This is a genomic window from Pseudomonas sp. MNR3A (assembly GCF_009650575.1).
Classification (GTDB): domain Bacteria; phylum Pseudomonadota; class Gammaproteobacteria; order Pseudomonadales; family Pseudomonadaceae; genus Aquipseudomonas; species Aquipseudomonas machongensis.
Genome location: NZ_VZZS01000036.1, coordinates 1 through 12,993, shown reverse-complemented (window position 1 = coordinate 12,993; position 12,993 = coordinate 1). Strand labels below are relative to the sequence as shown.

The 12,993-nt window shown below is 62.7% G+C and carries 10 protein-coding genes; 2 read left to right on the top strand and 8 right to left on the bottom strand.

The features are described 5' to 3' along the window. Positions 1–50: 50 nt before the first annotated feature. Entirely contained in the window at positions 51–863 is an 813-nt protein-coding gene (locus F6X62_RS23045; protein ID WP_153774812.1) for a tetratricopeptide repeat protein, read from the bottom strand. Positions 864–1,067: 204 nt separating this feature from the next. Between F6X62_RS23045 and F6X62_RS23040 the strand changes: the two genes are divergently transcribed. Further along, positions 1,068–1,625, top strand: a complete 558-nt coding sequence (locus F6X62_RS23040) for a WYL domain-containing protein (RefSeq protein WP_153774811.1) — start codon at positions 1,068–1,070, stop codon at positions 1,623–1,625. Positions 1,626–1,664: 39 nt separating this feature from the next. Here F6X62_RS23040 and F6X62_RS23035 read toward each other — a convergent pair whose 3' ends face one another. From F6X62_RS23035 to F6X62_RS23005, 7 genes are all read right to left on the bottom strand, one after another. After that, on the bottom strand, positions 1,665–2,528 hold the full coding sequence (locus tag F6X62_RS23035) for an ABC transporter permease (RefSeq protein ID WP_153774810.1): 864 nt from the start codon (positions 2,526–2,528) through the stop codon (positions 1,665–1,667). A 16-nt stretch (positions 2,529–2,544) separates the two neighbouring features. Beyond that, positions 2,545–3,408: an ABC transporter ATP-binding protein gene (locus F6X62_RS23030; RefSeq protein WP_054895006.1), complete on the bottom strand. Its 864-nt coding sequence runs from the start codon at positions 3,406–3,408 to the stop codon at positions 2,545–2,547. Between the two features lie 6 nt (positions 3,409–3,414). Next, on the bottom strand, positions 3,415–4,434 hold the full coding sequence (locus F6X62_RS23025; protein WP_054895007.1) for an ABC transporter substrate-binding protein: 1,020 nt from the start codon (positions 4,432–4,434) through the stop codon (positions 3,415–3,417). An 18-nt stretch (positions 4,435–4,452) separates the two neighbouring features. Further along, positions 4,453–5,352, bottom strand: coding sequence for a TauD/TfdA family dioxygenase (locus F6X62_RS23020; protein ID WP_063541772.1), 900 nt, complete (start codon positions 5,350–5,352; stop codon positions 4,453–4,455). A gap of 481 nt (positions 5,353–5,833) precedes the next feature. Then, complete coding sequence (locus F6X62_RS23015; RefSeq protein WP_065862335.1) at positions 5,834–7,210, bottom strand: HlyD family type I secretion periplasmic adaptor subunit; 1,377 nt, start codon at positions 7,208–7,210, stop codon at positions 5,834–5,836. Further along, the gene (locus F6X62_RS23010; protein ID WP_065862334.1) at positions 7,200–9,356 is read right to left on the bottom strand and encodes a type I secretion system permease/ATPase; all 2,157 of its coding nucleotides are present in this window, start codon (positions 9,354–9,356) and stop codon (positions 7,200–7,202) included. The genes F6X62_RS23015 and F6X62_RS23010 overlap by 11 nt, the downstream gene beginning before the upstream one ends. A 45-nt stretch (positions 9,357–9,401) precedes the next feature. Next, positions 9,402–10,739, bottom strand: coding sequence for a TolC family outer membrane protein (locus tag F6X62_RS23005; RefSeq protein ID WP_063541776.1), 1,338 nt, complete (start codon positions 10,737–10,739; stop codon positions 9,402–9,404). Positions 10,740–11,077: 338 nt separating this feature from the next. Between F6X62_RS23005 and F6X62_RS23000 the strand changes: the two genes are divergently transcribed. Then, positions 11,078–12,993, top strand: a 1,916-nt coding sequence (locus tag F6X62_RS23000) for a retention module-containing protein (protein WP_153774809.1), incomplete at its 3' end; no start/stop codon positions are given.

The following is a 12,993-nucleotide window of genomic DNA, read 5'->3' as shown; positions in this document are numbered from 1 at the left end:
TTCGTGGGAGCGGGCTTGCCCGCGAAGGCATCACCACCACCCCAACGGACTCAAGGCTGAACCTGGTCCTCCAGCTTCATGGTCAAGGCCAGGGTGCTGCCCAGCGCGATCGCCTGGTCGCGCCACTCCAGGTAGCGTCCTTCATCGCTGCGACTGAAATGCACCGCCAGCTCCTCGGCCGCCTGCATCACCCCCGCCCCCGCGGCAAGCTCCAGCCAGTACAGCGCCGCCCGCGTATCCGACTCGACATGCAGTCCATGCAACAGCCGATAGCCCACCTCGAACCGGCAACGTGCCTCGCCACGCTGGGCCCCGCGCAGGAACCACTGGTATGCCTCGGCCGGGTTTACCTCCCAGTCCTGATCGGCATCGCAGACTTCTTCCTCGTACAGGTCGCCCAGGGCCGCAGCAGCGTGCGACAGGCCACGTTCGAAAGCGTGCCGGTAATGCTCTGCAGCGGTGGCATAGCACACCGTCACACCCTTGCCGAAATAGTGCTGCTGCCCCAGGTTGAACCAGGCTGCGGCATTGCCCTGCAGCGCGGCCATGCGCAGCAGATGGCTGGCCAGCGCCGTGTCGGCGCGCCAGTAGCGGCCATTGAGCCAGATCCAGCCCAGGTCGTTGAGCACCGCGGCATTGCCCTCCAGTGCCTGGCGCCGCAGGTCGGCGTAGATAGCCTGCACATCCACTGCCTCGTCCAGACGGCTCACCAGCGCAGAGCGCTCACCCAGCACCGCCCACTGGGTGGGCATGCCGACGCCAGCGAACAGGCGCAGGTGTCGCCGGGAAATGGCTGGCGCAGGCACGATGCGCTCGGGCAGGAGACGGGCGAGCAGCGAATGGATATTGCTGACAGCAGACATGTTCATCCTCATTGAACGTCCCACAGTTCCGACCTCGACTGTGATGAGGCGATTCTGCGCGACGACACGACGAAACCTGTCGCGAACGATTCACCTCGACGCAACCAAATCGCGGATCCGCGATCTCAGCGCAAAGTAGCGAATTGCCATCTGCCGCGGTGCCCGCCATGCTAATGCCGCAAGCCTAGACAAGGACGTTACCCTTTGCCGTTCGCCACTACCCGCGCCACCCTCAGCCGCCAGTGGGCGCTGCTGCGTCAATTGCCCAGCCGCTCACCGGGAGTCACCAGCGCCGAACTGGTCTGGCGCCTGCGCGATGTCGGCTTCAATGTCAGCAAGCGTACGGTCGAGCGCGACCTCAACGAGCTGTCGCTGATCTTTCCGCTGGAGCGCAATGACAAGAGCATTCCATTCGGCTGGCATTGGTCGGCCAGCGCCATGGGCGAGCCGCGTGGCAATTTCGACTTGCTCGACTACCTGCGTGGCGACCCGCAGCAGCCCCGTCAGGGCACGGGGCTGGAACTGCAGGCGTGGGTCAGCGATCAGCTGGCGCGACAGCTGCGAGAAGTGCCGTTGAGCGCGAACATGCAGTTGACGGCGCTGCACCATGGCCATCGACTGCGGGCGACAGTAGAAGACGGCTGGACGTTACGCTGGTGGGTACTGGGCCAGGGTGAGGCCGTGGTGGTCGAGCAGCCGGAGGCGCTGAGAGATGAGATTCACAAGACGCTGAGTAACGCGGCCGCCCGATACCTGGCCTGATAACGCGGAAACAGGCACCCAACCTGCTTGCGCGCGGAACTACCTCTGCATCCCCCAACGCCGTACGGTCAACCGCTCGAGGGTATTGAACACCAGGCCCTCCACCAGCAAGCCGATCAGGATCACCACCGCCAACCCGGCAAACACCTTGTCGGTATACAGCTCGTTGCGGTTCTGGAAGATGTACCAGCCCAGCCCGCCCTTGCCGCTGCTGGCGCCGAACACCAGCTCGGCGGCGATCAGGGTGCGCCAGGCGAAGGCCCAGCCGATCTTCAGACCCGAGAGAATCGACGGCAATGCCGCCGGCACCAGGATGTGCAGCACCAGGCGCAACCCACGCAGGCCATAGTTGCGCCCGGCCATGCGCAGGGTCTCGGACACCCCGAGAAAGCCCGCGTAGGTGTTGAGCGCCAGTGCCCAGAGCACCGAATGCACCAGCACGAAGATCAGGCTGTTGTCGCCCAGGCCAAACCACAAGAGGGCTAGCGGCAACAGTGCGATGGCCGGCAGTGGGTTGAACATGGAGGTCAGGGTACCCAGCAGGTCGCGGCCGAACTGGGTCGAGACCGCCAGGCTGGTCAAACCGAAGGCCAGTACGATCCCCAGCACATAGCCCTTGAGCAGCACCACCAGCGAGACCCCGACCTTGGCCGGCAGCTCGCCACTAACCATCCCGTCCCAGAACGCCACCGCCGTTTGCAGAAAGGTCGGCAGCAGCAGGTCGTTGGCGGTGTAGCGCGCCGCCGCCTCCCAGATCAAGGCGAGCAGCGCAAGAATCACTGTCTTGCGCAACCAGGCCTGTTGCCACAGACGTTGGGCAAGCGGCAGATCACGCTCCAGCGAAAGCCCTGGCAGGGGCTGCAGCGGCACTTCGTATTCCTGGCGTGCAGGTGTGGTCGTCATGCGCAGGCTCCTCCTGTCAGTAAGCGATGCGGATATCGTTGAAGCCCAGGTCCGAGGCCTGCTCCGGCTCACCGGCTTCGTCGAACAGCAGGCGATGGATACGCCGGGCGCTGGCCTGGAAATCGCTGCCACCCAGGCTGCCCAGATCGTATTGGTGGCTGTGCACCTCGGCCCGTACCCGTCCCGGATGCGGCGACAGCAAGAGGATGCGGTTACCCACCACCAGCGCCTCCTCGATAGAGTGGGTGACGAACAGCAGCGTGAAGCGCACCTCTTCCCACAACAGCAGCAATTCTTCCTGCATCTTGCGTCGGGTCAGGGCGTCGAGCGCGGCGAAGGGCTCGTCCATCAGCAGCACCTTCGGCTGCGTGGCCAACGCGCGGGCAATCGCCACACGCGCCTTCATGCCGCCAGACAAGGTGTGCGGGTAGGCATCGGCAAAGGCGGCCAGGCCGACCTTCTCCAGATAGTGCAGCGCCCGCGCCTCGGCCTCGGCGCGCTTGAGTTGGCCAGAGACCAGCAGCGGAAACATGACGTTCTGCTTGACCGTCTTCCATGGCGGCAACTGGTCGAACTCCTGGAACACGACGATGCGGTCAGGACCTGGGCCCTTGACCGGCTGGCCCTGCAACAGGATCTGCCCTTCGCGCGGCTCGATGAAACCGGCCACGGCCTTGAGCAAGGTCGACTTGCCGCACCCGGACGGGCCCAACAGTACGAAGCGGTCGGCGCGATCGACTTCGAAGCTGACCTGGTGAGTAGCCCGCACCACGCGCTGCGCGGTGCGGTATTCGAGGCTGAGATTGTCCACCTTGAGCAGCGGTGGGGTGTCGACACGGCTCAGGTTGCTGGCCGTGTGGCCTGGCAATGGGGCGGTCATGGTCGATCAGCTCCCTTGCAATGGGCGCTCATCCTGGAAGAAGTAGTCCTTCCACGACTCGGGCTTGTGCTTGATGGCGCCGACCCGGTAGAGGAATTCGGCCAGTGGGTAAGTGTTCTTCGGCGTGATGGTGAACTCGTACTGCGGGTTGTCGATCAGCTTGATCAACGCGTTGCGATCGATCTTGGCCTTGGTCACGCGGATGTAGGTATCGGCGGCTGCGGCCTTGTCTTTCTGGGCGAAGTCGGCGGCCTCGGCGAGCGCATCGACGAACGCCTTGTAGGTCTTGGGGTTGTCCTTACGGAACTTCTCGGTGGCGAACAGCAGGGTTGGCGAGTTGGGGCCGAGCAGGTCGTAGCTGTTGAGCACGATGTGCACGTTCTTGTTGGCCAGCGCCTGGTCCTGGAACGGTGGGTTGGAGAAATGCCCGTTGAGTTCGGTGCCGCCGGCCAGCAGCGCGGCTGTGGCATCTGGATGCGGCACGGCCAGGGTGTACTTGTCGAGGCGGTTGTACTCCTTGTCGCCCCACTGCTTGGCCGCCGCGTATTGCAGGAAGCGCGACTGTACCGAAACACCCACCGCAGGCACGGCGATACGGTCCTTCTCGGAAATGTCGGCGATGGTCTTCACATTGGGGTTGCTGCTGACCAGGTAGTACGGGAAGTTGCCCAGCGAGGCCACGGCCTTGACGTTCTGCCGGCCGTAGGTGCGATCCCAGACGGTGAGCAACGGCCCGACGCCGGCGCCGGCAATGTCCACAGAGCCCGACAGCAACGCATCGTTGATCGCCGCGCCCCCGGAAAGCTGCGCCCAGTCGACCTGAATGTCGATGCCCTGCTCCTTGCCGTGCTTCTCGATCAGTTGCTGGTCACGAACGACGTTGAGCAACAGGTACACGATGCCGAACTGCTCGGCGATACGGATCTTGCCTTCGGCCTGGGCCACCGCCGGCGCCGCGAGGCCGCCTACGATCAGGCTGGCGCCCAGGCCGATGCTGGCCGCCAGGCGGCTGATGGATTTACGCATGATGAGGGTCCTCAGTCGTCAGAACGGGGCATCGCCCTGGATGGTGGTGCGGTAGAGCTTGCGGCGCAGGTGCGCGGGGCAGCCGGCAGCCAGATGGATCAGCGAACGGTTGTCCCAGAACACCATGTCGTGGGGCTGCCAGGCGTGGCGGTAGATGTTCTGCTCAAGCACGCTCAGGGCGTAGAGCTGCTGCAGTACATCGCGGCTCTCGTCATCGGGCAGGCCGACGATGCGAGTGGTGAAGCCCTCACTGACGAACAGCGCCTTGCGGCCGTTCTCCGGGTGAGTGCGTACCACCGGGTGGATGACTTCGTTGACCTGGGCCAGTTGCTCGGCGGTCAGGGTCGGGCGCCAGTTGCCCTCGAACTTGGTTTCCGAATAGCGGGCGGTATAGGAATGCGCAGCGCTGCGTCCCTCGACCACCTTGCGCAGCGCATCGGGCACCGCGTCCCAGGCCTTGTGCATGTCGGCGAACAGGGTGTCGCCACCCTCGCTGGGCAGTTCCTGGGCGTGCAGCATCGAGCCGAGGCTCGGCAGCTCTTTGTAGGAGAGGTCCGAATGCCAGAACTTGCCGGCATCACCCAGGCCAATGTTGCGACCGTCCTCGATGATGTTGGAAACGATCAGAATCTCGGGGTGGTTTTCCAGCAGGAACTGCTTGAGCACATGGATCTGCAGTACGCCGAAACGGCGGCTGAAGGCGATCTGCTGTTCGGGGGTGATGCGCTGGTCGCGGAACACCAGGACGTGATGGTCCAGGTGGGCGCGATGAATACGGTTGAAATCTTCGGCGTTGACCGGCCGGGACAGGTCCAGCCCAATGATCTCGGCACCGACGGCACCGGAGAAGGGGCGGATTTCGAAGCGTTGCGGCTGTGCGCTGTCGATGGACGACAAGGCGTTCGAGGCGGCTGACATTGTTCACTCCCACGCAGTGCGCGACTTTCAGGGGCGCGCATCGATTCAGAAACGCACGGGGATTTCCCGTGTGGGTTCGAGTCGTGCGGCGCGCCGATTGGTCGGCAGGTACGCAGTGGGAGTGACTATAAAGTCATAAGAATGGAAATTTAAATATCTTTAGAGAATATGCATATACGGGCTGTGATGGCCTGGCGAAAAAGCTGCGATAACGATTTACCGTACAAGCGGCGGTTCGGCGCTCCCCCAGGGATTGGGCTGGTCTTTAGATTTCGAACAAGACAGTTGCTCCTAGAGCTACGCAACTTCTGAATACTGCGGTGTTACTTGTGGGAGCGGGCTAGTCCCGCGATCACCGGCGAAGCCGGTGCCATGCAGCACGGTATCTGATTCGCGGGCAAGCCCGCTCCCACAGGGATTGGGCTGGCCTTTAGATTTTGAGCAAGACAGTTGCTCGGACAAGGAAAGAGCCGGGTCGTTATCACCGCTCGCGCAACGCCTCGGAACGCGCCTTGATGATCGGCTTGAGCAGGTAGCTCATGATGGTCTTCTTGCCGGTGAGGATATCCACCGTGGCGACCATGCCGGGGATGATCAGCAGCGGCTTCTCGTCAGAGCCCAGGTGGCTTCTGTCGGTGCGCAGCTTGATCAGGTAGTAGGTGGTCTTCTTGTCTTCGTCGGTGATGGTGTCGGCACCGATCTGTTCGAGCTTGGCCTTCATGCCGCCATAGATGGTGTAGTCGTAGGCAGTGAACTTCACCGTGGCTTCCTGGCCGGGGTGCAGGAAGGCGATATCCTTGGGCAGGATCTTCGCCTCTACCACCAGCGTATCGTCCAGCGGCACGATCTCGATGATGTCGCTGCCCGGCTGGATCACGCCGCCGATGGTGTTCACCAGCAGTTGCTTGACGATACCGCGCACGGGCGATGTGACCATGGTGCGGTTGACCCGGTCATCCAGCGCCTTGCTGGTGGCCGTGGCCTTGTTAAGCTCGGTGCGAGCCTCGTTGAGCTGGGTGAGCGCCTCGCTGCGGAACTTGCCGCGGGTTTCCTCGATCTTGCTCTGCACTTCCTTGATCGCCGCTTCGGCACGGGGAATGGCCAGGGCGGTAGAGTCCATCTGGCCACGGTTCTCGACTTCGGCGCGACGCAGGCGCAGCACCTCGACCTGCGAGATCGCCCCCTGGGCCACCAGCGGCTCGGACATGGCGATTTCCTGGCGCAGCAACTGCAGGCTGTTGGCGTACTGGGCGCGCTTGGAGTTGAACTCGCGCAGTTCCTGCTGCTTCTGCACCAGTTGCTGCTCCAGGCCACTGATCTCGTCATGCAACTGCTGGCGTCGGCTCTGGTACAGCGACTGTTCGCTGGCAGCCTGGCTCGGCGCGGCCTTGCGCAGTTCTTCATCGATCTGCAGCGGCGTGTCGTCGACCTCAGCGCTCAGGCGCTGCACGCGCAGGGCCATGGCCAGGCGCGAGGCCTCGGTCTCGTCGACGTTGGAGGCGAAGCGGGTTTCGTCCAGACGCAGCAGCGGTTGGCCGACTTCGACGATCTCGCCTTCCTTCGCGTAGATCTGCGCGACGATGCCGCCCTCGAGGTTCTGCACCTTCTGTACCTTGGACGAAGGAATAGCCTTGCCTTCACCGCGCGTCACTTCATCGATGGGCGCAACGCTGGCCCATACGATCAGGAACACGAAGAAGGCAATCACGCCCCAGATGGTCAGACGCACGATGCGCGGCGCATCCTCGATCAGCGCCTTGTTGACCTCTGGCAGCGGCTGGCCTGCCAGCGATTCGGAGCCTTTGAAATAGCGGCGCAGGTTGTCCTTGAAACGCCCGAAATCCAGCTTATGCAACACTGATCTGCCCCTTCTTCAGCGCTTCCATGACGGCGGCTTTCGGGCCATCCGCGACGATCTGACCACGATCGATGACGATCAACCGGTCCACCAGCGACAGCAACGAAGCCCGGTGCGTGACCAACAACACGGTCTTGCCTTCGATCACCGCACCCAGGCGCTGCTTGAGGCGTTCTTCGCCGGTGTTGTCCATGGCGCTGGTGGGTTCGTCGAGCAGCAGGATCTGCGGATTGAGCAGCAACGCACGGGCCAGGGCGACGTTCTGGCGCTGGCCGCCGGAGAGATTCTGGCCGCGCTCGCCAACCTGCAGCTCATAGCCGTCGGGATGAAGACGGGCGAATTCATGCACGCCAGCCAGCTCTGCGGCCTGCAGGATCAGCTCATCCTCGATGTAGCGGGCGCCGCTGACCAGGTTGTCGCGCAGGGTCCCGGCCAGCAACTGGATATCCTGGGGCACATAGCCGATATTGTGGCGCAACTCGCTGACGTCGATCTGGCGGATATCGACGCCATCGACCAGCAGCGAGCCGCCGTCGGCTTCATACAGGCCGACGATCAACTTGGCCAGCGAGCTCTTGCCCGAACCACTGCGGCCGATGATGCCGACCTTCTCGCCAGGTCGAATGACCAGGTTGATGCCCTTGAGCGCCTGGTTCTGCTGGTTCGGATAGGTGAACTCGACGCCGCGGAACTCAACCGCACCCTGCAGCACCTGGCGGCTCAGCGGACGCTCTTCGAAATTGCGCTCCTGGGGCAGCTCCATCATCTGGTCGGTGGCGACCATGGTCACCTTGGCCTGCTGGTAGCGGGCCAGCAGACCATTGAGCTGGCCCAGTGGGCCAAGCGCGCGACCACTGAGCATGTAGCAGGCCACCAGGCCGCCCATGCTGAGGTTGCCGTCGATGATCAGGTACACGCCAACGCAGATCATCGCCACACCGGCGAGCTGCTGGATCAGCATGGTGATGTTCATCGCCAGGCCCGACAGTACCTTGACCCGCAGTTCGAGGCGGCTGAGGGTGCCGAGGGTCTGCTCCCACATGTACTGGCGCTCGCTCTCGGCGTTGTTGACCTTGACCGCATCCAGCCCGGCAAGGGTCTCGATGAGGCTGGACTGGCGCTCGGAAGCCAGCGCCATGGTGCGCTCCATCGTCGCCATCAATGGTTTCTGCAGGGCATAGCCGATGCCCAGGGCGAGCGGGAAGGCCAATATCGGGATCCATACCAGGTGCCCACCGATGATGGCGATCACCGTCAGGATCAGCAGGGTAAACGGCAGGTCGATCAGGCTGGTGAGGGTGAGCGAAGCGAGGAAGTCGCGCAGCCCCTGGAACTCGTGGATGTTCTGCGCAAAGCTGCCGACCCGCGCGGGGCGGTATTTCATCGACATGCCGACGATACGCTCGAACAGCGTCGCGGAAATGATCAGGTCGGTCTTCTTGCCGGCAAGGTCCAGACAGAGGCTGCGCAGCCCCTTGAGGATGAGGTCGAAGACGTAGGCACCGGCGATGCCCACTGCCAGCACCCATAGCGTCGAGGTGGCCTGGTTGGGCACCACGCGGTCATAGACGTTCATCACGAACAGCGGCGCCGCCAGGGCAATCAGGTTGATCACCAGGCTGGCGGCGATGGCGTCGATGTACAGCCATTTGCTGCGCATCAGGGTGTCGCGGAACCAGGAGCGCGCGCGCGGGATCAGGTTGCCGTGGTTGACGTCGAACTTGTGCTGCGGCTGAGCGAAGAACACCTTGCCGCTGTAGTCGCTGAGCAGCGCCTCGCGGGTGACCAGCACTTCCCCGCCGTCGCTCTCGCTGAGCAACAGGCGTGCGGTGTCTTCATTTTCCCAGCCGAGCAGGACGGCACTGCGCCCTTCCTTCAGAAGCAGCATCGCCGGCATGGCGATGCTGGGGATCTGCTCGAGCTTGCGTTGCAGCAGGCGCCCCTGCAGACCCGCGCGAGCTGCGGCACGCGGCAGCAGCTCGACGCTCAGGCGCTGCGCCGGCAGCGGCAGGCCGGTGGTGAGCATGGCCCGGCTGGCGGGTTTCTGGTGCAGGACACACAGGGTCAGCAGGCTGTCCAGTAGCGGATCGTCATGCTGACTGCGTGGATCATGGTTGAGTTGTACTCGACTGACTTCAGATTCCACGCGGCGCTCTCTTCATCCTTGCGGTTGGATAGGACAGGTGCGCCTTCAGTTCATGCCTGGCAGGTTCACCTTTGGCTTCAGGTCGTTCTGTACGACGGTCGCCATGGGGGCTACGACACCCTGGCTCTTCAGCAGTTGACCAATGGTCGCCTTGATTCGGTACTGAGTAAACAACTGAGTGTTCTTCACTTCTACCAGACGACGTTGCGCGGTGAAGGTTTCATTCTCGCTGTCCAGCAGATCGAGCAGGGTTCGCTCGCCCAGGCCGAACTGCTGCTGGTAGGCGCTGCGCACCCGGGTGCTGTGATCGACATACTGCTGGGCGATCGGCAACTGGGCGTTGGCGTTGTCCAGAGCATTCCATGCCAAGCCTAACTCCTCATTGAGCTGACGCAAGGCGTTGTTGCGAATATCCAGCGCCTGGTTGGCCAGATACGACTTCGATTCCAGGTCGGCCTTGTTGCTGCCACCGGCGTAAAGGTTGAAGTTCATGCGCAGCATGGCCTGCCACTCATTGTTGTGGCCGACCGAACCGTCGAGGTTGTTGTCTGCCGTCCGTCCGAGCTCTGCATCAAAACGCGGATAGAAACTAGACTTGGCCGCTTCGTATTGCTTCTCGGCGGCAGCGATGTCGGATTCTGCCGAGCGGAGGATCGGGCTGCTCTCGACCATCTGGTGACGAGCCTCGTCCAGGGTGGCCGGCAGCAGGTCGATGAACGGCGCAGGCGCGCTCAGTTCGTCAGGCATTTGCCCGATCACGCTCAGGTAGTTGGTGTTGGCGTCGGCCAGGTTGGTCTGCTCGGTGATCAGGTTGTTACGCGCCTGCGCCAGGCGCGCTTCGGCCTGGTCGAGGTCGGCCAGACGGCCGACGCCACGGCTGGTGCGCAGCTTGATCTGGTCGAGGATGCGTTCGTGGTTGCGCAGGTTGTCTTCGGCCAGGCGCACCATCTCGCGGCGCGACAGGACATCGAGATAGACCTGGGCAACGGTCAGCGCGGTGCGCTCGGAGGTGCCCATCAGGGAGTAGGCACGAGCGTTGACCGTGGCTTGCTGACGGCCCACTTCGCTGGAGGTGGCAAAACCGTCAAAAACCATTTGGCGGAGACGGATACTTGACTCACCCCGGTTCAAGGTCTCCCAGCGATGCGACGTACTCGGCGAATCGCTGCCCTCGCGGCCGTAGCCGGCGGTCATGTCGACGCGCGGTAGGTAACCACCCTGCGCGGCGCGCAGTTGATAGTCCGCGGCGGTGCGGGCGTTGACCCCGGCCTGGATTTCCGGGTGCACGTCCAAGGCCTGTTGCATGGCTTGCGGCAGGGTTTGTGCTTGGGCAATGGAGGCTGCAAGGGCGAGAGGAAGAACGGTGAAAAGTGACGCACGCATTTTTACTGATTCCCAAGTGGCGCTGTTGTCCCAAATCACGGCCGAAGCGGGTCTGGCCCCTGAAAATGGCGGCCTGAACTGAACGATTGGCGAGCTTGCGAGACTGTACGTAATTAATACGAAAGGAAGAGGTTTTTACTCAAATATCAATGTGACATTAGTTTGCCGATTGTTTAGGATGGCGAGACGAAGGTCAATACTTTGGCATAAACTTAATAGCCGAAAATTATTGACAGAAATTTGACGAATAAAAGCGTCAAATCATTTTTGTAACATTCCAGCGGAAGCAGGTTCGCACGCCGGCCGGAAGCCAATTGAGACACATCCCGGAGAGTTCCATGAGCACTGTCGTTGCCATCGTCAAAAGCATTGTTGGCCAAGTCATCGCAGTATCCCCGGAAGGCATCAAGCGCGTGCTGATCGAAGGCGATCGCCTGTTCGCAGGCGAGGAAGTCCTTACCGGCCCGGGCGGCGCCGTGACCCTGGAATTGGCCGACGGTCGCATGCTCGACCTGGGCCGCGACACTCAATGGAGCGCCGATGCGCCCGACAGCAGCACCGACCTGGCCCAGGCCACCGCGCAGGCCGCGCCCTCGGTCGAAGAGCTGCAACAGGCCATTGCCTCCGGTGTCGACCCGACCACCGAGCTGGAAGCGCCTGCTGCCGGCCCTGCTGCCGCAGGCGGCGGTTCGGTCGGTGGTGGCCACAGCTTCGTGCTGCTGGAAGAAACCGCAGGCGTGGTCGACCCGAGCATCGGGTTCCCCACCGGCCCCCTGGGCTTCGCCGCAGGCCTGGCAAACGAAGAAGTCGGTGGGCTGGATACCAACAACGACACCACCACCAACAACAATCCCATTCCAACCGGCCTGAGCCTGAGCGCCACCCCTTCGATCAGCGAAGCGGGTGGCGTCATCGTCTATACCGCCACCGTCGGCCAGGCGCCGCAGAGCAACCTGACCGTCACCCTGTCCAACGGCGCGGTGATCGTGATCCCGGCTGGCCAGACCAGCGGCTCGGTCAACGTCAACATTCCGGCCAACGACACGCCTTACATCGATGGCGGCCAGATCTCCACCACCATTACCGGCACCACCGGCGGCAACGGCTTGGTCATTACCCCGAACCCGACCCCGGCGGTGACCCAGATCACCGACACCATCGACACCACCACCGCCACCTTGACCGCGACGCCAAGCGTCACCGAAGGCGGCGTGATCACCTACACCGTGACCCTGACCAACCCGGCACAGACGCCAGTCACCGTCACCCTGTCCAACGGCCAGACCGTCACCGTCGAAGCCGGCAAGACCAGTGGCTCGGTCGAATTCCAGACCCCGGCCAATGATGTCTTCGTCAATGGCAGCACGGTCAGCACCACTATTACCGGCACCACCGGCGGCAACTTCGAGAATCTGGTGCCGAATCCGACCCCGGCTCAGACCGTGGTCAGCGACAGCATCGACACTGTGACTGTCAGCATTGCCAGCAACGGTAACGTGACGGAAGCTCAGCAGCCGACCTTCACCGTTTCAGTCAGCCAGAAGCTCGACCACGACCTGACCGTGACCCTGAGCAATGGCGACAAGGTCACCATTGCTGCTGGCCAGACCCAGGCTACCTACAGCCTGCCGGCGCAGGGTGACGACGTATTCAAGGACGCGGGCTCCGTGACCTTGGGCGTGACCGACGCCAGCGTTCCGGGCAAGACTTTCGAGGATCTGAAGCTTGGCGGTGCGGCCACCGTCCAGATCAGCGATACCGAGAGCGAAGTCGTCGCGACCCTCACTGCCGACAAGACCACCGTGTCCGAAGGCGGCAAGATCACCTACACCGTCACCCTGACCAATGGTCAGGGTCTGGATGTTACGGGCCATGGCGGCCTGACCTTCACCCTTTCGGATGGCACCAAGGTCACCATTCCGGCGGGCAGTGCTACCGGTACGGTCACTATCACTGCTCCAGACGACGTTTATGTTGGCGGCCAGCCGTCGATCGTGAACAAGCTGGAAGGTGTTACTGGTGCGGATAACTTCGAGAAACTGACGCTGGGTGACGGCACCGTCACCACGACGGTGACTGACGAGCCGGGTACCGGTACTCCGGGCACCGGCAACGAAGGCGACAAAGTCTCTGTAACCATCGTCAGCAACGGCAACGTCACTGAAGACCAGCAGCCAAGCTTCACTGTCAAAGTGAACCAGCCGCTGGATCGTCCGCTGACTGTCACCTTGAGCAACGGCGACAAGGTCACCAT

Excerpts from the sequence above, each read along its gene's own strand:
- F6X62_RS23035 (WP_153774810.1), bottom strand. The coding sequence starts at position 2,528 with ATGACGACCACACCTGCACGCCAGGAATACGAAGTGCCGCTGCAGCCC.
- F6X62_RS23025 (WP_054895007.1), bottom strand. The coding sequence starts at position 4,434 with ATGCGTAAATCCATCAGCCGCCTGGCGGCCAGCATCGGCCTGGGCGCC.
- F6X62_RS23020 (WP_063541772.1), bottom strand. The coding sequence starts at position 5,352 with ATGTCAGCCGCCTCGAACGCCTTGTCGTCCATCGACAGCGCACAGCCG.
- F6X62_RS23030 (WP_054895006.1), bottom strand. The coding sequence starts at position 3,408 with ATGACCGCCCCATTGCCAGGCCACACGGCCAGCAACCTGAGCCGTGTC.
- F6X62_RS23045 (WP_153774812.1), bottom strand. The coding sequence starts at position 863 with ATGTCTGCTGTCAGCAATATCCATTCGCTGCTCGCCCGTCTCCTGCCC.
- F6X62_RS23005 (WP_063541776.1), bottom strand. The coding sequence starts at position 10,739 with ATGCGTGCGTCACTTTTCACCGTTCTTCCTCTCGCCCTTGCAGCCTCC.